General features: G+C 60.8%; 17 protein-coding genes and 2 tRNA genes. 15 read left to right on the top strand and 4 right to left on the bottom strand.

What is annotated here, in order from left to right:
* The first annotated feature begins 29 nt into the window (after window positions 1-29).
* The 12 genes from ACGSLL_RS09790 (at window position 30) to ACGSLL_RS09735 (ending at window position 15,020) form a co-directional block, all read left to right on the top strand.
* Window positions 30-1,529: an NAD(P)H-hydrate dehydratase gene (locus ACGSLL_RS09790; RefSeq protein WP_394505316.1), complete on the top strand. Its 1,500-nt coding sequence runs from the start codon at window positions 30-32 to the stop codon at window positions 1,527-1,529.
* Complete coding sequence (gene tsaE / locus ACGSLL_RS09785) at window positions 1,517-1,987, top strand: tRNA (adenosine(37)-N6)-threonylcarbamoyltransferase complex ATPase subunit type 1 TsaE (RefSeq protein WP_016985707.1); 471 nt, start codon at window positions 1,517-1,519, stop codon at window positions 1,985-1,987. The genes ACGSLL_RS09790 and tsaE overlap by 13 nt, the downstream gene beginning before the upstream one ends.
* Before the next feature lie 51 nt (window positions 1,988-2,038).
* Window positions 2,039-3,418 carry an N-acetylmuramoyl-L-alanine amidase gene (locus ACGSLL_RS09780; RefSeq protein WP_394505899.1) on the top strand — a complete coding sequence of 460 codons (1,380 nt, stop codon included), beginning with the start codon at window positions 2,039-2,041 and terminating at the stop codon, window positions 3,416-3,418.
* Window positions 3,415-5,322, top strand: a complete 1,908-nt coding sequence (gene mutL, locus ACGSLL_RS09775; protein ID WP_394505313.1) for a DNA mismatch repair endonuclease MutL — start codon at window positions 3,415-3,417, stop codon at window positions 5,320-5,322. Before ACGSLL_RS09780 ends, mutL begins: the two co-directional genes overlap by 4 nt.
* Entirely contained in the window at window positions 5,322-6,293 is a 972-nt protein-coding gene (gene miaA / locus ACGSLL_RS09770; protein WP_394505311.1) for a tRNA (adenosine(37)-N6)-dimethylallyltransferase MiaA, read from the top strand. The genes mutL and miaA overlap by 1 nt, the downstream gene beginning before the upstream one ends.
* Window positions 6,294-6,387: 94 nt before the next feature.
* Entirely contained in the window at window positions 6,388-6,654 is a 267-nt protein-coding gene (gene hfq, locus ACGSLL_RS09765; protein ID WP_090280768.1) for an RNA chaperone Hfq, read from the top strand.
* Window positions 6,655-6,666: 12 nt separating this feature from the next.
* Window positions 6,667-7,968: a ribosome rescue GTPase HflX gene (hflX, locus tag ACGSLL_RS09760; RefSeq protein WP_090280771.1), complete on the top strand. Its 1,302-nt coding sequence runs from the start codon at window positions 6,667-6,669 to the stop codon at window positions 7,966-7,968.
* Between the two features lie 96 nt (window positions 7,969-8,064).
* On the top strand, window positions 8,065-9,231 hold the full coding sequence (gene hflK / locus ACGSLL_RS09755; protein ID WP_039756854.1) for an FtsH protease activity modulator HflK: 1,167 nt from the start codon (window positions 8,065-8,067) through the stop codon (window positions 9,229-9,231).
* The gene (gene hflC / locus ACGSLL_RS09750) at window positions 9,231-10,100 is read left to right on the top strand and encodes a protease modulator HflC (protein ID WP_039756857.1); all 870 of its coding nucleotides are present in this window, start codon (window positions 9,231-9,233) and stop codon (window positions 10,098-10,100) included. The genes hflK and hflC overlap by 1 nt, the downstream gene beginning before the upstream one ends.
* 313 nt (window positions 10,101-10,413) lie before the next feature.
* Window positions 10,414-11,601 carry an ATP phosphoribosyltransferase regulatory subunit gene (locus ACGSLL_RS09745; RefSeq protein WP_090280774.1) on the top strand — a complete coding sequence of 396 codons (1,188 nt, stop codon included), beginning with the start codon at window positions 10,414-10,416 and terminating at the stop codon, window positions 11,599-11,601.
* A 54-nt stretch (window positions 11,602-11,655) separates the two neighbouring features.
* The gene (locus ACGSLL_RS09740; RefSeq protein ID WP_394505306.1) at window positions 11,656-12,945 is read left to right on the top strand and encodes an adenylosuccinate synthase; all 1,290 of its coding nucleotides are present in this window, start codon (window positions 11,656-11,658) and stop codon (window positions 12,943-12,945) included.
* Window positions 12,946-13,085: 140 nt separating this feature from the next.
* Window positions 13,086-15,020 carry a methyl-accepting chemotaxis protein gene (locus ACGSLL_RS09735; protein ID WP_394505304.1) on the top strand — a complete coding sequence of 645 codons (1,935 nt, stop codon included), beginning with the start codon at window positions 13,086-13,088 and terminating at the stop codon, window positions 15,018-15,020.
* Between the two features lie 91 nt (window positions 15,021-15,111).
* Here the strand turns inward: ACGSLL_RS09735 and ACGSLL_RS09730 are convergent, their stop codons facing one another.
* The 4 genes from ACGSLL_RS09730 to ACGSLL_RS09715 all read right to left on the bottom strand — a co-directional run bounded on the left by ACGSLL_RS09730 (window position 15,112) and on the right by ACGSLL_RS09715 (window position 18,234).
* Complete coding sequence (locus tag ACGSLL_RS09730) at window positions 15,112-16,677, bottom strand: ABC transporter permease (protein ID WP_394505302.1); 1,566 nt, start codon at window positions 16,675-16,677, stop codon at window positions 15,112-15,114.
* Complete coding sequence (locus tag ACGSLL_RS09725; RefSeq protein ID WP_394505300.1) at window positions 16,677-17,687, bottom strand: extracellular solute-binding protein; 1,011 nt, start codon at window positions 17,685-17,687, stop codon at window positions 16,677-16,679. Before ACGSLL_RS09725 ends, ACGSLL_RS09730 begins: the two co-directional genes overlap by 1 nt.
* A gap of 193 nt (window positions 17,688-17,880) precedes the next feature.
* Window positions 17,881-17,967, bottom strand: a tRNA-Leu gene (locus ACGSLL_RS09720).
* 180 nt (window positions 17,968-18,147) lie between these two features.
* Window positions 18,148-18,234, bottom strand: a tRNA-Leu gene (locus ACGSLL_RS09715).
* A 226-nt stretch (window positions 18,235-18,460) separates the two neighbouring features.
* Between ACGSLL_RS09715 and rnr the strand changes: the two genes are divergently transcribed.
* From rnr to rpsF, 3 genes are all read left to right on the top strand, one after another.
* A complete protein-coding gene (gene rnr / locus ACGSLL_RS09710; protein ID WP_394505298.1) occupies window positions 18,461-21,091 on the top strand; it encodes a ribonuclease R in 2,631 nt (876 codons plus the stop codon).
* Entirely contained in the window at window positions 21,088-21,852 is a 765-nt protein-coding gene (gene rlmB / locus ACGSLL_RS09705) for a 23S rRNA (guanosine(2251)-2'-O)-methyltransferase RlmB (protein ID WP_394505296.1), read from the top strand. Before rnr ends, rlmB begins: the two co-directional genes overlap by 4 nt.
* A 307-nt stretch (window positions 21,853-22,159) precedes the next feature.
* Window positions 22,160-22,582 carry a 30S ribosomal protein S6 gene (gene rpsF, locus ACGSLL_RS09700; RefSeq protein ID WP_016771938.1) on the top strand — a complete coding sequence of 141 codons (423 nt, stop codon included), beginning with the start codon at window positions 22,160-22,162 and terminating at the stop codon, window positions 22,580-22,582.
* Window positions 22,583-22,591: the final 9 nt, after the last annotated feature.

The raw sequence follows: 22,591 nt of genomic DNA, 5'->3' as shown, positions 1-22,591 counted from the left end.
TTCTGCCAGACATCGGAGCCCGAAGACGCATGCCGCAGACGAAAGATGAATTACCCGACGCACTGTACGGCGCCGCTCAGGTGCGTGAACTCGACGCGCGGCTGATTGCCGCCGGCACGCCGGGCTTCGAATTGATGCAGCGCGCGGCCCGGGCGACCTGGCGCGCGCTGGTGCGGCAATGGCCGGACGCGAATGAACTGACGGTGCTGGCCGGGCATGGCAACAATGCTGGTGACGGTTACCTGATCGCCGCACTGGCGTTGCGCGCTGGCTGGACTGTGCGTGTGCTGGCGGTGGGTAATCCGCAGCGCTTGCAAGGGGATGCGGCACTCGCGCATGCCGAGGCGCTGGCCGCAGGCGTTGCTATGCAGCACTGGACTGTCGAGAGCGAACTGCGCGGCGTCCTCGTCGATGCCTTGCTTGGCACAGGCTTGAGCGGCGAAGTGCGCGAACCTTACGTGGCTGCGATCAACGCGATCAACGCCAGCGGTCTGCCGGTGACGGCAGTCGACATCCCTTCCGGACTCTGCGCCGACACCGGGCGCACCCTGGGTGTTGCGGTGCGTGCTGATCTCACGGTGACGTTTATTGGCCTCAAGGTCGGCCTGCTCACTGGCGACGCTGCCGATCATATCGGTGAGCTGCTGTTCAATGATCTGCAGGCCGGCGCTGACATTTATCGTGACATTCCCGTCCGTGCCTGGCGCCTCAACCCGGCTAATCTTCCGCTGCCGGCCCGGCGCGCACCGACGGCGCACAAGGGCCGCTTTGGTCATGTGTTGCTGATCGGCGGTGATCACGGCTTTGGCGGGGCCATTCTGCTCAGCACTGAGATGGCGCTGCGCAGTGGCGCGGGGATGGTGTCGCTGGCAACGCGTCCGGAACACGTCCCGGCGGCGCTGACCCGGGTGCCGGAAGCCATGGCCCTCGGCACCTCGTCGGCCAATCAGTTGATGGGTTTGCTGGAAAAGGTCTCGGCGCTGGTCGTCGGGCCCGGGCTGGGGCAGGCCAGTTGGGGCCGCGCATTGTTGTCCGCCGCAGCCAACGCATCCTTGCCGCAGGTGTGGGACGCCGATGCGTTGAACCTGCTGGCCAGCGGCTTCGTTCAATTACCCAAGGATTGCGTGATTACCCCGCATCCGGGGGAGGCGGCTCGTTTGTTGGGCATCAGCACCGCCGAGGTGCAGGCGGATCGCCCTACGGCAGCGCTGGCGTTGAGCAAAAAATACTCAGCGGTGGTCGTGCTCAAAGGCTCGGGCAGTCTGATCGCACATCCCGACGGGCGCCTTTCGCTGTGTCATCAAGGCCATCCGGCGATGGCCACGGGCGGCCTCGGCGATGTGCTGGCCGGTTTGATCGGCGCACTGCTGGCGCAGGGCATGCAGGCTTTCGATGCCGCAAGTCTCGCCGTGTGGCTGCACGCCAATGCCGGCTTGCAACAAGGCAAATTCGGCCGTGGGCTGGCGGCCAGTGATCTGATTCCAGCCATTCGTCAGTTGTTGGAGGAGCAATCACCGTGTCTGAAGTAACCCTGTACCTGGCCGATGAACAGGCGATGAGCGACTTTGGCGCACGGATCGCCCGCGTGACCCAGGGCCATGGCCTGATTTTTCTCGAAGGCAACCTGGGCATGGGCAAAACCACGCTTTCGCGTGGCATCATTCGCGGGCTGGGGCATGTCGGCGCGGTAAAAAGTCCGACCTTCACTTTGGTCGAACCCTACGAGATCGGTGACATTCGTGCCTTCCACTTTGACCTGTATCGCCTTGTCGATCCGGAAGAGCTGGAGTTTCTCGGCATCCGCGATTACTTCGAAGACGATGCGCTGTGCCTGATCGAATGGCCCGATAAAGGTGCAGGCTTTTTGCCAAAGCCTGACCTGACCATTACCATTAGCCCGCAAGACAGCGGGCGTTCGCTGAAAATTTTGTCCCAGGGCTCGCGTGGCGAGGCCTGGTGTGCCGCTTTGGCATTGGAATCCAATTAAATGATGGGGTTTGGTATGCGCTTTCGCGCGTTGGTGGCTGCCGCTGGACTGATGTTGATGGCAGTAACCGTCAACGCTGTGGCCGATTCAAAGGTCAACAGCGTGCGCCTGTGGCGGGCGCCGGACAATACGCGACTGGTCTTCGACCTGAGCGGCCCGGTACAGCACAGCGTGTTCACCCTGACCGCGCCGGACCGGCTGGTCATCGACATCAACGGCGCCACCCTCGGTGCGCCCTTGAATGTGCAGACCGCCAACACGCCGATCACCGCGATGCGTTCGGCCCAGCGCACGCCGACCGACCTGCGGGTGGTCATCGACCTGAAGAAAGCCGTCACCCCGAAAAGCTTCTCGCTGGCGCCGAACGCGCAATACGGCAACCGTCTGGTGGTCGATCTGTTCGACAATCCGGCCGATGCCGCGCCGCCACCTGCGCCAACGCCATCGGTGGCGACCGTTCCGGCAGTGCCGGTGACTCCGACGGAACCGGCGATCAAACTGCCGCCAGCCCCGGCCGGCAAGCGCGACATTATTGTGGTGATCGATGCCGGCCACGGCGGTGAAGACCCGGGTGCCTCTGGCTCACGCGGCCAGCGTGAAAAAGACGTGGTGCTGCAGATCGCTCGCGAATTGCAGCGTCAGGTCAACGGCATGAAAGGCTTCCGCGCCGAATTGACCCGCACCGGCGACTACTTCATCCCGTTGCGCGGCCGTACCGAAATTGCCCGCAAAAAGGGCGCCGACCTGTTTGTTTCGATTCACGCCGACGCCGCGCCATCTGCTGCCGCGTTTGGTGCATCGGTGTTCGCCCTGTCTGATCGCGGCGCCACGTCGGAAACCGCCCGTTGGCTGGCCGACAGCGAAAACCGTTCCGACCTGATCGGTGGTGCTGGCAACGTCAGCCTCGATGACAAGGACCGCATGCTCGCCGGCGTGCTGCTCGATCTGTCGATGACGGCGTCTCTGACTTCCAGTCTCAACGTCGGCCAGAAAGTGCTGACCAACATCGGTCGTGTCACGCCGCTGCACAAACAACGTGTGGAGCAGGCCGGGTTCATGGTGCTGAAATCGCCGGACATCCCGTCGATTCTGGTCGAGACTGGTTTTATCTCGAACGCCAACGAGGCCAACAAACTCTCGGCGTCGAGCCATCAGCAAGCGCTGGCCCGCTCGATCAGCAGCGGCGTGCGCCAGTTCTTCCAGCAGAATCCGCCGCCGGGCACTTACATCGCCTGGCTGCGTGATTCCGGCAAGATTGCCCAGGGCCCGCGTGATCACCGCGTCGGTCCGGGCGAGACGCTGGCGATGATCGGTGTGCGTTATCAAGTGTCGCCGGCCACGTTGCGCGCCGCGAACAACCTGAAAACCGATGAGCTGAAAGTCGGCCAGCACCTGACCATTCCCGGCACTGAACTGGCGTCGAAAGAATGAACCAGGTACTGAACAGCGCCCGCATCGAACTGCTCAGCCCGCGGCTGGCGAACCAGATAGCCGCCGGTGAGGTGGTTGAACGCCCGGCTTCGGTGATCAAGGAACTGCTGGAAAACAGCCTCGACTCCGGCGCCAAGCGTATCGATGTCGATGTCGAGCAGGGCGGCGTCAAGCTGCTGCGGGTGCGCGACGACGGCAGCGGCATCTCCGCCGACGACCTGCCGCTGGCCCTGGCCCGTCACGCCACCAGCAAGATTCGCAACCTTGAAGACCTCGAACAGGTGATGAGCCTGGGTTTTCGTGGCGAGGCGCTGGCGTCGATCAGCTCCGTGGCGCGCCTGACCCTGACCTCGCGCACCCGCGACGCCGATCAGGCCTGGCAGGTCGAGACGGAGGGTCGCGACATGGCGCCCCGCGTGCAACCGGCCGCGCACCCGGTCGGTACATCGGTAGAAGTCCGCGATCTGTTCTTCAATACTCCGGCGCGGCGCAAATTCCTCAAGACCGAAAAAACCGAATTCGATCACCTGCAAGAAGTGATCAAGCGTCTGGCGCTGGCGCGTTTTGACGTAGCCTTCCACCTGCGGCACAACGGCAAAACCATCCTCAGCCTGCACGAGGCCCATGATGATGCGGCCCGCGCCCGGCGGGTGGCGGCGATCTGTGGCTCGGGTTTCCTTGAACAGGCTTTGCCGATCGAAATCGAGCGTAACGGTTTGCACCTGTGGGGCTGGGTCGGTTTGCCGACCTTCAACCGCAGTCAGGCGGATCTGCAGTATTTCTTCGTCAACGGCCGCGCAGTGCGCGACAAACTGGTTGCCCACGCGGTGCGCCAGGCCTATCGCGACGTGCTGTTCAATGGCCGCCACCCGACGTTCGCGCTGTTTTTCGAGGTCGATCCGGCGGCAGTCGACGTCAACGTCCACCCGACCAAACACGAAGTGCGCTTCCGCGACGGGCGCATGGTCCATGACTTCCTCTATGGCACCTTGCACCGTGCGCTGGGCGATGTGCGTCCGGAGGACCAGTTGGCCGGCTCCGTGACAACGGCCATCGTGCGGCCGAGCGGAATCGACGCGGGTGAATTTGGCCCGCAAGGCGAGATGCGGCTTGCCGCCAATGCGTTGCTTGAGCAACCGCAGGCACAGCCGGCGTTCAATACCTCGTCCGGTGCCAGCGCTGGCGGCGCTTACCAATATCAGTACACGCCGCGCCCGCAAGCGGCGGTGCCTGCCGCCGAGGCTCAAGCCGCTTACAAAGAATTTTTCGCGCCGCTGCCAGAAGCCAATGCCAGTTCGCTGCCCGCCGGCCAGGAAGATATCCCGCCGCTCGGTTATGCACTGGCGCAGCTCAAAGGCATTTATATCTTGTCCGAGAACGCCCATGGCCTGGTGCTGGTGGACATGCATGCTGCCCATGAGCGAATCATGTACGAACGCCTGAAGATCGCCATGGCCAGTGAGGGCCTCAGTGGTCAGCCACTGCTGGTGCCGGAGTCGCTGGCCGTGAGTCAGCGCGAAGCCGATTGCGCCGAAGAGCATGCCGCGTGGTTCCAGCGGCTGGGCTTCGAACTGCAGCGGCTGGGTCCAGAGACCCTGGCGATCCGGCAGATCCCGGCGTTGCTCAAGCAGGCCGAAGCCAACCGTTTGGTCGGTGACGTGCTGTCGGACCTGATGGAATACGGCACCAGCGACCGCATTCAGGCGCACCTCAACGAATTGCTCGGCACCATGGCCTGTCACGGCGCGATTCGCGCCAACCGGCGCCTGGCTTTGCCGGAAATGAACGGCCTGCTGCGCGACATGGAAAACACCGAACGCAGCGGTCAATGCAACCATGGCCGACCGACCTGGACCCAACTGGGTCTGGACGATCTGGACAAACTGTTCCTGCGCGGTCGTTGATGAGCCAGCTTCCTCCAGCGATTTTCCTGATGGGCCCGACCGCTGCGGGCAAGACCGATTTGGCCATCGAGCTGACCAAGGTGTTGCCGTGCGAGCTGATCAGTGTCGATTCGGCGCTGGTCTATCGCGGCATGGACATCGGTACCGCCAAGCCTTCAAAAGAGCTGCTGGCCGAACATCCGCACCGCTTGATCGACATTCTTGATCCAGCCGAAGCCTATTCGGCTGCGGATTTTCGCCGCGATGCCCTGCAAGCCATGGCCGACATCACTGCACGCGGCAAAATCCCGCTGCTGGTGGGCGGCACCATGCTCTATTACAAGGCTTTGGTCGACGGCCTGGCGGACATGCCCGCCGCCGATCCCGAGGTCCGTGCGCAGATCGAAGAAGAGGCCGCGCGCCTTGGCTGGCAGGCCCTGCACGATCAATTGGCGATCATCGACCCGGTGTCGGCGGCGCGGATTCACCCCAATGATCCGCAACGCCTCAGTCGCGCACTCGAAGTTTATCGAGTCAGCGGTCGAAGCATGACTGACCTGCGTCAGCAACAATCTGCGCAAAGTACCGAAGCAGCCGCTTCGGGACTGCAACAATTGCCCTATACTGTCGCGAATCTGGCCATTGCCCCGGCAAACCGCCAGGTACTGCATGACCGCATCAGACAAAGATTCACAAACATGTTGGAACAGGGATTCATCGACGAGGTCGTAGCCCTGCGTAATAGAAGTGACCTGCATGCCGGGTTGCCGTCTATACGTGCGGTAGGCTATCGCCAAGTCTGGGACTACCTGGATGGCAAGCTGACGTTGGCCGAAATGCAGGAGCGCGGCATCATCGCCACGCGCCAATTGGCCAAACGCCAGTTCACCTGGCTGCGCAGCTGGGAAGATTTACACTGGCTGGACAGTCTTGATTGCGACAATCTGCCACGCGCCTTGAAATACCTTGGGACCATCTCCATATTGAGCTGAGTCCTTGCAATTGCCGTCTATCCTTGGGGGTGTGACGGCCGAAGCCATCTGAATTACCTATTTTTATTATTGAATCCTTAAAGGAGTGCGGCACATGTCAAAAGGGCATTCGCTACAAGACCCTTACCTGAATACTTTACGTAAAGAGAAAGTCGGGGTTTCCATCTACCTGGTCAACGGTATCAAACTGCAAGGCACGATCGAGTCGTTCGACCAGTTCGTGATCCTGCTGAAAAACACCGTCAGCCAGATGGTTTACAAACATGCTATCTCGACCGTAGTGCCGGTTCGTCCGATTCGTCTGCCTAGCGCAACCGAAAACGAACAGGGCGACGCAGAGCCAGCTCCGGGTAACGCCTGATAGGAGTCTCCTTTGTTCTTTGAGCGCCACGGTGGTGGTGAACGAGTCATCCTCGTTCACTTGGATGGACAGGACCCTGAGGCGCGCGAAGATCCGCAGGAGTTTCAGGAGTTGGCTAATTCGGCCGGCGCCGAGACCGTTGCGTTTTTTAACGTGCCGCGTCATCGGCCAACCGCCAAATACCTGATCGGCAGCGGCAAGGTCGAAGAACTACGCGACCTGGTCAAGGCTGAAGAAGCCGATCTGGTGATTTTCAATCACGTCCTCACGCCCAGTCAGGAACGCAACCTCGAACGTGTTTTCGAGTGTCGCGTGATTGACCGCACCGGTCTGATTCTCGATATTTTCGCCCAACGCGCCCGTACCCATGAAGGCAAGCTCCAGGTTGAACTGGCCCAGCTTGACCACATGAGCACCCGGCTGGTCCGCGGCTGGACTCACCTTGAGCGTCAGGGTGGCGGCATCGGCATGCGCGGTCCGGGTGAGACACAACTGGAAACCGACCGGCGTCTGCTGCGGGTTCGTCTGCGCCAGATCAAGGGCCGGCTGGAGAAGGTGCGCAGCCAGCGCGAGCAGTCGCGTCGTGGCCGTTCGCGGGCGGAAATTCCGACCGTATCGCTGGTTGGCTACACCAACGCCGGCAAGTCCACGCTGTTCAACAACGTGACGAAATCCGAGGTCTACGCGGCGGACCAGTTGTTCGCCACACTCGACCCGACCCTGCGTCGTCTGGATCTGGATGACCTGGGGCCGATTGTCCTGGCCGACACGGTGGGTTTCATTCGGCACTTGCCGCACAAGCTGGTTGAAGCATTTCGGTCTACCCTCGAAGAGTCGAGCAACTCAGACTTGCTGTTACACGTCATCGACGCGGCTGAACCGGATCGCATGTTGCAGATCGAGCAAGTGATGGTGGTGCTGGGCGAGATTGGTGCCCAGGACTTGCCGATCCTCGAGGTCTATAACAAACTCGATTTGCTCGAAGGCGTCGAGCCGCAAATCCAGCGCGATGAAGACGGCAAGCCCCAGCGGGTGTGGTTGTCGGCACGTGATGGCAGCGGTCTGGAATTGCTCGAGCAGGCGATTGCCGAATTGCTCGGCAGTGATCTGTTTGTCGGTACCTTGCGTTTGCCGCAACGATTCGCGCGCCTGCGTGCGCAGTTTTTCGAACTCGGCGCGGTGCAGAAAGAAGAGCACGACGAAGAAGGTGTCAGTCTGCTGACCGTTCGTTTGCCCCGGATCGAGTTGAATCGACTGGTAAGCCGCGAAGGATTGCAGCCGATGGAATTCATCGAGCAACACACTTTGCAATAAAAGCCTGAAAAAGCGGTTGTGCCGCAACGGCAGGCATTCTGTAGCATTGGTCGGCGCGCCGTGGGTGCGTCTTTGCTTTATCAGATGGAGAGCGCTATGGCTTGGAATGAGCCGGGTGGCAACTCGAACAATCAGGATCCCTGGGGTGGCAAGCGCCGCAATAACGGCGACCGCAAGGGGCCACCGGATCTCGACGAGGCCTTCCGAAAGCTGCAGGAAAGCCTGAACGGGTTGTTCGGTGGTGGCAAGAAACGTGGTGATGACGGCGGTGGTTCGGGCAAGAGCAGTGGCGGCTTCGGCGGCCTGCTCGGCATCGGCCTGGTCGTGCTGGCGGCCGTCTGGCTGTACAGCGCCGTCTACGTGGTGGACGAGCAGGAGCAGGCCGTGGTGCTGCGCTTCGGCAAGTACTACGAGACTGTCGGCCCGGGCCTGAACATCTATTTCCCGCCGATCGACAAGAAGTACATGGAAAACGTGACGCGTGAGCGTGCGTACTCCAAGCAGGGCCAGATGCTCACTGAAGACGAAAACATCGTCGAAGTGCCGCTGACCGTGCAGTACAAGATCAGCAACCTGCAGGATTTCGTACTGAACGTCGATCAGCCGGAAATCAGCCTGCAGCACGCAACTGAAAGTGCCCTGCGCCACGTGGTCGGTTCGACCGCCATGGACCAGGTACTCACCGAAGGTCGTGAATTGATGGCCAGCGAAATCAAGGAGCGTCTGCAACGTTTCCTCGATACCTATCGCACCGGTATCACCGTTACCCAGGTCAACGTACAGAGCGCAGCGGCACCGCGTGAAGTGCAGGAAGCCTTCGACGACGTGATCCGCGCCCGTGAAGACGAACAGCGTTCGCGCAACCAGGCTGAAACCTACGCCAACGGCGTGGTGCCGGAAGCCCGTGGTCAGGCCCAGCGCATCATCGAAGATGCCAACGGTTACCGCGACGAAACGATCTCGCGCGCCAAGGGTGAGGCCGATCGCTTTACCAAGCTGGTCGCCGAGTATCGCAAGGCACCTGAAGTCACCCGCGAGCGTCTGTATCTGGACACCATGCAGGAAGTCTTCAGCAACACCAGCAAGGTACTCGTGACCGGCAACAAGAACGGCCAGAGCAATCTGCTCTACCTGCCGTTGGACAAGATGATCCAGAACAGCTCGGGCAACGCACCGGTGACCGGTTCGGCCGCCAGCAACAACACGGACGTCACGCCGCATGTCACTGACGTGCCGCAGACGCGTACAAGGGAGACCCGCTGATGAGCAATAAATCGCTGATCGCCCTGATCGTTGGCGTCGTTGTGGTACTGGTGGGCTGGAATTGCTTCTACATCGTCGCTCAGACCGAGCGTGCGGTGCTGCTGCAATTCGGCCGTGTGGTTCAGGCCGATGTTCAGCCGGGTCTGCATGTGAAGGTGCCTTACGTTAACCAGGTGCGTAAATTCGACGCACGCCTGTTGACACTGGACGCACCGACGCAGCGCTTCCTGACCCTGGAAAAGAAAGCCGTGATGGTCGATGCCTACGCCAAGTGGCGAGTGAAAGATGCCGAGCGCTTCTACACTGCGACTTCCGGTCTCAAGCAGATTGCCGACGAGCGTTTGTCGCGTCGTCTGGAATCGGGCCTGCGTGACCAGTTCGGCAAGCGCACCCTGCACGAAGTGGTGTCGGGTGAGCGTGACGCACTGATGGCTGACATCACTGCATCGCTGAACAAGATGGCGGAAAAAGAGCTGGGTATCGAAGTCGTCGATGTCCGGGTCAAGGCCATCGATCTGCCGAAGGAAGTGAACCGCAGCGTGTTCGAACGTATGAGCACCGAGCGTGAGCGTGAAGCTCGCGAGCACCGCGCCAAGGGTAACGAGCTGGCTGAAGGCATCCGTGCCGACGCCGATCGTCAACGCCGCGTGCTGCTGGCTGAAGCCTATCGTGAATCCGAAGAGGTTCGCGGTGATGGTGACGCCCAGGCCGCTGCGATCTATTCCAAGGCCTACGGTCAGGATCAGGAGTTCTACGGTTTCTACCGTAGCCTGCGTGCCTACCGTGAAAGCTTCGCGAACAAATCCGACGTCATGGTCCTCGACCCAAGCAGCGACTTCTTCCGTTACCTGGAAAAAGCCAAGCCTTGATGCGACGTTGACCTGAATCGCTCCGCCCGGCGGCTAAATCCTCGGGCGGGGTGATCCTTTGGGAAAACGTGTGTATGATGCGGCAGCCGGGAAATTCCCGGCTTTTTTGCGTCTGCACGTTTGATTGCTGTTTTTTGTTGCAGGCATCGGGTTGAATGGCCCGAACGTTTTTCGAGGAAAGTGGTGGGCGAAGCCGGTAACAGGCCTTTTGCCGCGTCGTTCATGCGCGTGCGTTTTGAACGGATCGATCATTTTCTGCTTCACTCAAGGCTCGCCCGCAGGCTGGCCGCCCGGATCAAAGGGGAATGGCGTAATGGCAACGGTAGACCGCTGGCTGCTGCCAGATGGCATCGAAGAAGTACTGCCACCGGAAGCGGCGCGCATCGAAGTCGCGCGTCGTCAGGTGTTGGATCTGTTCCAGAGCTGGGGTTACGAGTTTGTCGTGACTCCCCATATCGAGTACCTGGAATCCCTGCTGACCGGTGCAGGCCAGGACCTGGATCTGCGCACCTTCAAGGTCATCGACCCGCAGTCGGGCCGGCAGATGGGATTCCGCGCCGACATCACGCCGCAAGTCGCGCGCATCGATGCCCACACCCTGCGTCGCGAAGGCCCGAGCCGCCTGTGCTACGCCGGCAGCGTGCTGCATGCCCAGCCGCGGGCCTTGTCGTCCTCGCGTAGCCCGATCCAGTTGGGGGCCGAGTTGTACGGCGACGCCAGCCCGAGCAGCGACGTTGAAGTGATCAGCCTGATGTTGGCCATGCTGCAATTGGCCGACGTGCCGGATGTGCACATGGACCTTGGCCATGTCGGCATCTATCGCGGTCTGGCGCGCGCTGCCGGTTTGTCCGGTGAAGTCGAACAGCAGTTGTTCGATGCGCTGCAACGCAAGGCCATCGACGAGGTCATTACCCTGACCGAAGGCTTGCCAGCCGATTTGTCCGACATGCTGCGCGCATTGGTAGACCTGTGTGGCGGTCGCGAAGTGTTGAGCGCTGCGCGCGAGCGTCTGGCCAATGCGCCGGCGCCAGTGCTGGCGGCCCTGGAAGATTTGCTGGCGATCGCCGAGCGTCTGTCGGTGCGTTTCCCTGATTTGCCGCTGTACTTCGACCTGGGCGAATTGCGTGGCTACCACTATCACACCGGTGTGGTGTTCGCCGTGTTCGTGCCTGGCGTGGGTCAGTCCATCGCTCAGGGCGGTCGCTACGATGACATCGGCGCCGATTTTGGTCGTGCCCGTCCGGCGACTGGTTTTTCCACCGATTTGAAAACCCTGGTGACCCTGGGGCGTGCTGAGATCGAGCTACCGTCTGGCGGTATCTGGATGCCTGACAGTACGGATGCGGCACTCTGGCAGCAGGTTTGCCAGTTGCGCAGTGAGGGTCAGCGTGTCGTTCAGGCCTTGCCTGGACAACCTTTGGCCGCCGCCCGTGATGCGGACTGCGACCGGCAATTGATTCAGCAGAACGGGCTTTGGCAAGTATCGCCACTGGCTTCTTGAGTTTTCCTGCCGGCCATCGCCGGCACCAAGTTTGCGCGAATGAGGACAAGTGTTATGGGTAAGAATGTCGTAGTCCTGGGCACCCAGTGGGGTGATGAGGGCAAAGGCAAGATCGTTGATCTGCTGACCGAACATGCTGCCGCCGTAGTGCGCTACCAGGGTGGCCACAACGCGGGCCACACGCTGGTGATCGACGGTGAGAAAACCGTCTTGCACCTGATTCCGTCGGGCGTGCTGCGCGAAGGCGTGCAGTGCCTGATCGGCAACGGCGTGGTCGTCGCTCCTGACGCCCTGCTGCGCGAGATCACCAAGCTGGAAGAGAAAGGCGTACCGGTGCGCGAGCGCCTGCGTATCAGCCCGTCCTGCCCGCTGATCCTGTCCTTCCACGTTGCGCTGGACCAGGCCCGTGAAAAGGCCCGTGGCGAGCTGAAGATCGGCACCACCGGTCGCGGCATCGGCCCGGCTTACGAAGACAAGGTTGCCCGTCGAGGCCTGCGTGTCGGCGACCTGCTGAACATGCCGCGCTTCGAAGACAAGCTGCGTGAACTGGTGGATTACCACAACTTCATGCTGGTCGGTTACTACAAAGAGCCGGCCATCGAGTTTGAAAAGACCCTGGCCGAGTGCAAGGAATACGCTGAACTGCTCAAGCCGCTGATGCTCGACGTCACTGCTGAGCTGCACGACCTGCGCCGTGCCGGCAAAGACATCATGTTCGAAGGCGCCCAGGGTTCGTTGCTCGACATCGACCACGGTACCTATCCGTACGTGACCAGCTCTAACACCACCGCGGGTGGCGTGGCGACCGGTTCGGGCGTTGGTCCGATGTTTCTGGATTACATCCTCGGCATCACCAAGGCCTACACCACGCGCGTAGGTTCGGGTCCGTTCCCGACGGAGCTGTTCGATGACGTTGGTGCGCACCTGGCCAAGCAGGGTCATGAATTCGGCGCCACCACCGGCCGTGCCCGTCGTTGCGGCTGGTTCGACGCCGTCATCCTGCGTCGCGCTATCGACGTGAACAGCATCTCGGGCATCTGCCTGACCAAGCTGGACGTACTCGACGGTCTGGAAACCATCAACATCTGCATCGGCTACAAAGATGCACAGGGCAACGCTGTTGCGCCGACCGATGCTGACAGCTACGTCGGCCTGCAGCCGGTCTACGAAGAAGTGCCGGGCTGGAGCGAGTCGACCGTGGGTGCCAAGACCCTGGAAGAGCTGCCAGCTAACGCTCGCGCCTACATCAAACGCGTTGAAGAGTTGATCAGTGCACCGATCGACATTATTTCGACGGGCCCGGACCGCAACGAAACCATCGTTCTGCGTCATCCGTTCGCTTGATAAGTCGTTGATGTAAAAAACAAAGGCCCCTTAATCGGGGCCTTTGTCGTTAATGCCTGTTGGACGGCATGACCTTTGCTGTGAATCTGTCTACAAGAGTGCCATCAAATTAATGGCGTCAGACGTAGAGGGATTTCAAAGTGTCGGCCGTTCTCTCACTGTTACAAAGCCGTTTGCTGCGGCCTGTGTTCGTTACCTTGGGTATCGCCCTTTTGGTGCAGGTGTTGGTGGCCGTCGCCCTGACGCGGAGCACCGTTACGGCGCTGGAAGCAGATCTGGCGTCGCGCCTTGGTACCGACAGCCAGAAGCTGTCCGGCGAACTGGAGCAGGCCGGGCGGGAAGTCACTTCCAGCCTCGACGCGTTGTCTGCCAGTACTCGCCAGCGACTTACCGCTGGCCTGTCTTCACGCCTGAAGGAAGAGCAGGCGCAACTGCGTGCCACGCTGGAAAAAGACCTCAAGGATTCGGCCAACGATATGGCGCAGTTGCTCGCCTCCGTTGCTCCACGGGCGATGTGGGACAGCGACGTACCGACCCTGTCGGAATTTGCCCGTCGCGCCCAGCGCAATCCCAACGTGCTGTTCGTGGTGTATGACGATGCCACCGGCCAGCACCTGACCCGCTACCTCAACCGTGAAAACCCGATCAACAAGGCCCTGCTGGAAAAAGGCCAGGGCGAGCGGGCGCTGGATAAAGTCCTCGATGCAGCGAAAAACGATCCCTCGGTGTATTACCTGGAAGCGTCGATCAATCCTAACGGTGTGGAGATCGGCAAGGTGCTGATGGGCGTTTCCACAGCGTCGGTGGAAACCGATCTGGTCGAACTCGACAAACGTTTCTCGGCGCTGATTGCCAGTAGCGATCAACTGGTCGGGGACAGCCTCAAAGGCGCCGCGGCGGACAGCGCAAAAGCCATGCAGGCGCGCCTGCAGTCGGCGCAGTCCACGGCTGGCGAGATGAAAGCCAATACCGCGCAAACCGTTCAAGAGGCAGCGGCGACGCTGCGCTGGCGCATCGGCCTTGGCCTGGCGCTGGTCGGTTGCGCGGTGCTGCTGTTATTGGCCGTGGTGTTGGGCCATCGCGTGGTCAATCGCCTGAAATTGCTCAATGCGGCGATGGATGATCTGGCGGCGGGCGAGGGCGATCTGACCAAGCGTGTGCAGATCAACAGCAAGGACGAAATCGGCGACATGGCTTCGGCGGTCAACCGCTTCGTGGACAAGTTGCAGCCGATCGTGCGCGAAGCCGGCGATGTGGCGCAGCGCACCGGTGTCGAGATTGGCGCGATGACCCTGCGCAACGCCGGCGCTGATGCGGCGGCCGGCATGCAGCGCGATGAGGTTGCCGAGAGCCTGCGCGCGTTGTCGCAAATGGCCGACGAGGCGCAATCGGAAAGTCATGCGATGCAAGCCGCGCTTAAGCAGGTGGTGGAAATTCGTCAGGCCACTGATGAAAACACCCGTACCTCGGCCAAGGTCGGCGGCCTGATCGAAGCGCTGGCCGGGCAGGTGGACACCGGGGCGAAAGTCATCGAGCGGCTGGCGCAGCAGAGTGAACAGATTGAAGTGGTGCTGACGGTGATCCACGGCATCGCTGAGCAGACCAACCTGTTGGCCTTGAACGCGGCGATTGAAGCGGCGCGCGCGGGCGAGACCGGCCGCGGCTTCGCCGTGGTGGCGGACGAAGTGCGGGCGTTGGCAAGCAAGACGCAAAGCTCCACTGGCGATATTCAGGCGCACATTGTCGCGTTGCAGCAGGGCGCGCGCGAAGCGGTCGAAGCGATCGGCCAGGCCGGGCGCCAGGCCAGCGAAGGCTTGCTGGTGCTGCGTGACAGCGCGCGGCTGCAGCAATCGGTGCAGGCTTCGGTTGAGCAGGTGCACGCAGCGATCGGCCTCGCGACACAAGCGGCAGCGCATCAGGCGCAGGGTGCGCAGGCTGTGCGCGGGCGGGTCGAGACGATTCACGCCCAGGCTGAAAAAGCCGCGCAGGCGGTGGTGGAAACCACGGCCAGTGGCAAGGTGCTGGATGGTCTGGCGGCGCAGTTGAAGGCGAGTCTGGGGCAGTTCCGGGCTTGATGTTGGCCGGGCTGGCCTCTTCGCGAGCAGGCTCGCTCCCACAGGGAAACTCAATCCATTGTGGGAGCGAGCCTGCTCGCGAAAAGCGGTATCAACGGCTCAGATACATCCGCGTCGTGAGCAAGTAAACCGGTAACCCCGACACCACAATCAACAACGCCGCATAAGGCGCCGCCGCCGCGAACTCGACATTCGCCGTATGCGCCCAGACCTCCGTCGCCAGCGTATTGAGCCCGGTCGGACTCAGCAGCAGCGTCGCCGTCAATTCCTTCATCGCATCGAGAAACACCAACGCAAACGCGGCGCCCAAGGCCGGGAAAATGATCGGCAATGTCACTCGACAAAACGCCGTGAACGACGAGGCCCCGAGCGTGCGGGCCGCCTCTTCCAACTGTGGCGCAGCCTTGTTCAGCGCGGTGCGAATCGGCGCTTGGGCCAACGGCAGAAACAGCAGCGCATAAGCGATCAGCAACAGCCCCGAGGTCTGATACAGCACAGGCACGTAGTGCAGGGCGAAATACACCAGCGTTAAAGCAATCACCAACCCCGGCAGCGCGTGCAGCAGATACGGCAAACGCTCGGCCCAGATCGCCAGTTGACCTTTGTAGCGCACCACCAGCAGTCCCACCGGAACCGCCAGTAGCAGGCAAAGCGCCGCGCCGCCCAGCGACAATGCCAGTGATGACACCAGTGCTTCGCTAATCGCCGCTACCGGAAACGCTGCAGAAGAGCCAACCGCCAGCCAGTAGGCGAGCATTCCCAGTGGAATTCCGCTGCCGACAATCGCCAGCGCCAGGCAATACAACTGACCGAGCGCAGCCCAGGGTCCCAAGTGGACCTGTTCGGCCTGACGCGCTGCGCCTTGACCGGTGCGCACATGCCGGCCCTTGCCACGCACGCGCAGTTCCAGCCACAGCAACAGCAGGCACAGCGCGAGCAGCACTGCCGAGAGCATCGCCGCGTTGGCGTTGCTGAATTCCAGCTCGAACTGCTGATAAATCGCCGTGGTGAAGGTTTGCAGGCCAATGATCGACAGCGCGCCGAACTCGACCAGCATGTGCAAGGCAATCAACAGCGAGCCGGCCAATAGCGATGGCCAAAGCAGTGGCAGGGTCACTCGGAGAAACACGCCCCAGCGATTCTGCCCCAGCGTGCGAGCGGACTCTTCGAGTGAAGGGTCGAGGTTGCGCAACGTCGCCGCGACCGGCAAAAAGATCAGCGGATACTTCGACAGGCTCATCACCAGAATGGCCCCGCCAAGGCCTTCGAACTGTGCGCTCAGCGAAACCCAGGTGAAGCTGCTGACAAACGCCGGCACCGCGAACGGCAGGCACAGAATCACGCCCCATAAGCGTCGCCCCGCAAGATTGCTGCGTTCCAGCAGCCAGGCCAGCGACAAGCCGATCACGCCGCAAGTGATCGTTACGCCGACCATCAGCGCCAGGGTGTTGCGCAACAATCCAAAAACATACGGTCGCCAGAGCAAATGCAGCGCTTCGGCCCAACCTGCCTGCCAGGCCTTGAGCCCGACATAGGCCAGCGGCAGCAGGCTCAGCACCACCAGCAGTAACACCGGTAGCAGCAGCCAGATTGATGGCCGTTTGCGTTTTGGCACGTAACCCCCGCGCGCGGCGGGGGCGGATAACGATGCGCTCATCAGTTCAAGCCAACTTCGCGTTCCAGTTCCAGCGCTTCTTCAGCATTGCCCAGATCGGCCGGCGTCACGTTCGGTGCCTCCAGTTCGCTGAACGGCTTGAGCCCGCGATCCGATTCCATGCCCTTGTGCAGCGGATATTCGGCGGTGGTCTGGGTGATCACGCGCTGACCTTCTTCGCTGGCCATGTAAGCGAGGAATTGCTGGGCTTCTTTTGGATGTTTGCTGGACTTGAGCACGGCGGCGCTGGACACGGTGATCAGGCCGCCAGCGTCACCGCCGGTGAAGTAGTGCAGTTTCGAATCGAGTTGGCCTTTTTCGCGTTGCAGGGCGAACCAGTAGTAGTTGTTCACCAGCACGGTAGCGACCTCACCGTTCTCCACGGCTTTGAGTGCGACCATGTTGTTGCTGTACGTCTTGCCGAACGCGCGCAGGCCGGTCAGCCATTCTTCGGCGGCGTCACGCCCGTGCAGCTTGATGATCGCCACGGCCTGTTCCTGGAATGCACCGCTGGTCGGCACGAAACCCACCTTGCCCTGCCATTGCGGCTCGGAGAACTCCATGACCGATTTCGGCAGGTCTTTCTCGTCAATCAGTTTCGGGTTGAACGCAACCACGCGCACGCGCGCGGTGACGCCGATCCAGGTACCGTTGGCGGCTACATATTTTTCTGGCAATACCGCGAGGGTCGCGTCATCGGCCTTGGCCAGCAGACCTTGTTCGCCGAGGTTGTTCAGCGGTGGCGACTCTTCGGTGTAGATCACATCGGCGGGGGAGCGGTCGCCTTCCTCGATGATCTGGCTGGCGAGCTGATTGCTGCTGCCTTTGCGCACGTTGACATGAATGCCGGTCTTGGCTTCGAAAGCCTTGGCTATCGCATCGCCGACTTCCTTGTGCTGACCGTTGTACAACGTCAGGGAAGCCGCATCGGCTGCCTGGGTGAGGGGAGTGGCGAGCGCCAGGCCAAGGATGGTGAAGGTCAGGCCTCGGCGCAGGGTATTTCGAAACGTCATTCGCAGGGTTCCTCACTGTCGCATTGCAAAAACTTGCAACAATGATAAACGATATTGGTTCTCAGATGCGCCTTGCGCGGGCATTGGCGTTTTGATAGCGGCTGTGACGTTTCAGGTTTCTGATGGCCAGAAACGCAAAAACCCGCTTTCGCGGGTTTTTGTGAGATCCAAGGCCTGAACCTTGAATTTGAATTGGTGCCCAGAAGAAGACTCGAACTTCCACGACCGTAAGGTCACCAGCACCTGAAGCTGGCGTGTCTACCAATTTCACCATCTGGGCAATCATCGCAAGCGTTGCCGCTGTTGATGTGGCGCACTATACGGAGCGCATTTTGATCTGTAAACCCCTGATTTAATTTTAATAAATCGGTTTTAAGAAAACCCGGGCTTAGAATGCAAAAAACCCGCTTTCGCGGGTTTTGTGTGAGTCTTGAAACTGATCTAGTCTCAAACTCGAAATTGGTGCCCAGAAGAAGACTCGAACTTCCACGACCGTAAGGTCACCAGCACCTGAAGCTGGCGTGTCTACCAATTTCACCATCTGGGCAGTATCGTCAACGCATCTGCGTCGTCAATGGCGCGCACTATACGGAGGGTCTTTTTAGCTGTAAACCCCTGTCAGCAAAAAATATGATTTTTTTTACCGGCGGTGGTCAAAATGCCTTTCGGACGGCAGATCATGGCATCCGTTGCGCCTTATATAGCCGGAAATTTCCCGTTTCATGGCGCCTATGCCAAACTAACCCGCATATAGACAAGGTGAAAACTCTCTAATGGCCGATTGGCAGTCCCTCGATCCCGAGGCCGCTCGTGAAGCGGAAAAATATGAAAACCCTATTCCTAGCCGCGAACTGATCCTGGCGCATCTCGCCGATCGTGGTTCGCCGGCTGCCCGCGAACAACTGGTCGAAGAGTTCGGTCTGACCACCGAAGACCAGATTGAAGCCCTGCGTCGCCGTCTGCGCGCCATGGAACGCGACGCTCAGCTGATTTACACCCGACGCGGCACCTATGCGCCGGTGGACAAGCTCGATCTGATCCTTGGTCGCATCAGCGGTCACCGTGACGGTTTCGGCTTCCTGGTGCCGGACGACGGCAGCGACGACCTGTTCATGAGCCCGGCGCAAATGCGTCTGGTGTTCGACGGCGACCGTGCGCTGGCGCGTGTTTCCGGCCTCGACCGTCGCGGCCGTCGCGAAGGTGTGATCGTTGAAGTGGTGTCCCGCGCTCACGAAACCATCGTCGGTCGCTACTTCGAAGAAGGCGGTATCGGCTTCGTCGTTGCCGACAATCCGAAAATCCAGCAGGAAGTGCTGGTCACGCCGGGCCGCAACGCCAACGCGCAGATCGGTCAGTTCGTCGAGGTGAAAATCACCCACTGGCCGACGCCGCGCTTCCAGCCGCAAGGCGACGTGGTTGAAGTGGTCGGCAACTACATGGCGCCGGGCATGGAAATCGATGTTGCCCTGCGCACCTACGACATTCCACACGTCTGGCCTGAAGCCGTACTGAAGGAAGCCGGCAAGCTCAAGCCGGAAGTCGAAGAAAAAGACAAAGAGAAGCGCATCGATCTACGCCATCTGCCGTTCGTCACCATCGACGGCGAAGATGCCCGCGACTTCGATGATGCGGTTTATTGCGAAGCCAAACCGGGCAAGCTGCGCCTGTTCTCGGGTGGTTGGAAGTTGTACGTGGCGATTGCCGACGTCTCCAGCTACGTGAAAATCGGTTCGGCACTGGACAACGAAGCGCAGGTGCGCGGTAACTCGGTGTACTTCCCCGAGCGCGTAATCCCGATGCTGCCGGAGCAACTGTCCAACGGTCTGTGTTCGCTGAACCCGCATGTCGATCGTCTGGCTATGGTCTGCGAGATGACCATCTCCAAGTCCGGCGAAATGACCGACTACTGCTTCTATGAGGCGGTGATTCACTCTCACGCCCGTCTGACCTACAACAAGGTCAGCGCGATGCTGGAAACGCCGAAGGTGGCCGAAGCGCGCAAACTGCGCGGCGAATACACCGACGTCGTACCGCACCTGAAGCAGCTTTATGCGCTGTATAAAGTGCTGCTGGCAGCCCGTCATGTGCGTGGTGCGATTGATTTCGAAACGCAGGAAACCCGGATCATCTTCGGTTCCGAGCGCAAGATCGCCGAAATCCGTCCGACCATCCGCAACGATGCGCACAAGCTGATCGAGGAATGCATGCTGGCGGCCAACGTGGCCACTGCCGAATTCCTCAAGAAGCACGAAATTCCTGCGTTGTATCGCGTTCACGCCGGTCCGCCACCGGAGCGTCTGGAAAAACTGCGCGCGTTCCTGGGCGAGCTTGGCCTGTCCCTGCATAAAGGCAAGGACGGTCCATCGCCGAAGGACTATCAGGCCTTGCTGGCGGGCATCAAGGATCGTCCGGACTTCCATCTGATCCAGACCGTCATGCTGCGCTCGCTGAGTCAGGCGGTGTACAGCGCTGAAAACGACGGCCACTTCGGCCTGAATTATGAAGCCTATACCCACTTCACTTCGCCGATCCGTCGTTATCCGGACCTGCTGACGCACCGCGCGATCCGCAGCGTGATCCATTCGAAACAGGACACCCCGCACGTTCGCCGTGCCGGTGCGATGACCATTCCGAAGGCACGTATCTATCCGTACGACGAAGCGGCGCTGGAGCAACTCGGCGAGCAGTGCTCGATGAGCGAACGCCGTGCCGACGAAGCGACCCGCGACGTAGTGAACTGGCTCAAGTGCGAGTTCATGAAGGATCGCGTCGGCGAGTCGTTCCCGGGCGTGATCACCGCGGTGACCGGTTTTGGCCTGTTCGTCGAACTGACCGACATTTATGTTGAGGGTCTGGTCCACGTCACGGCGCTGCCGGGCGATTACTACCACTTCGATCCTGTGCATCACCGCTTGGCTGGCGAGCGCACCGGGCGCAGTTTCCGCCTCGGCGATACCGTTGAAGTGCGGGTCATGCGCGTCGATCTCGACGAGCGCAAGATCGATTTCGAGATGGCAGAGAAAACCATCAGCGCGCCGATCGGCCGTAAAAAACGTGGCGCTGAAACGGCCGCACCGGCTGCCAAGGCTGCTGAAGACAAGGCTCCGGCGAAAAGCGCCAGCCGTCGTCCGGCAAAGGAAAAGGTGTCCGAGGCTTATCGGCCAAGCGACGCCGTGGCAAAAAATGCCGAGCTGCGTAAAAGCCGCGAAATGAAAAAGGCCTTGCTCGCCGATGCGAAAAGCGGTGGTAAAGCGGCGTCTGCGGGAAAGACCGGACGGTCGGCGCCTGAAAAGGCTTCCGGCGGCAAGCCAGCCAAACCGAGCAAGCACCGCAAGGGCCCGCCAAAAGCGGGTTCCGCTCCAGCCAAAAGTGGCGGAGCCCGTAAACCGAAGGCGAAGTCATGAGTCAGTTGGAAAAAATCTACGGCGTCCACGCGGTAGAAGCGTTGCTGCGTCACCACCCAAAACGCGTCAAGCAGATCTGGCTGGCGGAAAGCCGCAACGATCCACGGGTGCAGACCCTGGTTGAGCTGGCTAACGAAAATCGTGTTCAGGTTGGTCAGGCCGAGCGCCGCGAAATGGACGCCTGGGTCGAGGGCGTCCATCAAGGTGTGGTAGCGGAAGTGAGCCCGAGCCAGGTCTGGGGCGAAGCGATGCTCGACGAGCTGCTTGATCGCACCGAAGGCGCGCCGCTGCTGCTGGTGCTCGACGGCGTGACTGACCCGCACAACCTCGGCGCCTGCCTGCGCTCGGCCGATGCGGCCGGCGCGCTGGCAGTCATCGTGCCGAAAGACAAGTCGGCGACCCTGACCCCGGTGGTGCGCAAAGTTGCTTGCGGCGCGGCGGAAGTCATCCCGCTGGTGGCGGTGACCAACCTCGCCCGTACGCTGGAGAAGCTTCAGCAGCGTGGTCTGTGGGTAGTTGGCACAGCGGGGGAGGCCGAGGTCAGCATTTATGACCAGGACCTGACCGGCCCGACCATCCTGATCATGGGCGCCGAAGGCAAAGGCATGCGTCGCCTGACTCGCGAACACTGCGACTATCTGGTGAACCTGCCGATGGCCGGTAGCGTCAGCAGCCTCAACGTCTCCGTGGCTACCGGCGTATGCCTGTTCGAAGCCCAGCGCCAGCGTGGCGCCAAGGCCAAGGCTGCCACGAAAAAATAAGTTTCACGCGATCTAAGGTGGGAGCGAGCCTGCTCGCGAAAGCGGCGTGTCAGTCGACAAAATTGTTGCCTGCCAGACCGCATTCGCGAGCAGGCTCGCTCCCACAGTGTTTTTGTGGTGTGGCATGAATTGGTGGTTGTTCAAATAATCACCAATTACCTTGCACCCCCGCAGTCCCTTCTCTACAATTGCGCCCCTTGCTGTGGCGGCAGGCACGCATGTGCCCCGGGCCAGCAAGTCCATAAGTGTCATTCACTCCTTGTCTGACCGTTTTTGAGCGGCAGGCTACAACCCGTAAGGAGCATTCATGCGTCATTACGAAATCATCTTTCTGGTCCACCCGGATCAGAGCGAGCAAGTCGGCGGCATGGTTGAGCGTTACACCAAGCTGATCGAAGAAGACGGCGGCAAAATCCACCGTCTGGAAGATTGGGGCCGTCGTCAACTGGCCTACGCAATCAACAATGTTCACAAGGCTCACTACGTGATGCTGAACGTTGAGTGCACTGGCAAGGCTCTGGCCGAGCTGGAAGACAACTTCCGCTACAACGATGCAGTGATCCGTAACCTGGTCATCCGTCGCGACGAAGCCGTTACTGGCCAGTCCGAGATGCTCAAGGCTGAAGAAAACCGCAGTGAGCGCCGTGAGCGTCGCGACCGTCCTGAGCACGAAGGCGCCGAAGGCACCGACAGTGATGACAGCGACAACAGCGATAACGCTGACGAGTAATCCACGGAC

It is taken from the genome of Pseudomonas retamae (assembly GCF_043496865.1).
Lineage (GTDB): Bacteria > Pseudomonadota > Gammaproteobacteria > Pseudomonadales > Pseudomonadaceae > Aquipseudomonas > Aquipseudomonas retamae.
This window is presented reverse-complemented; position numbering and strand designations above follow the sequence as displayed.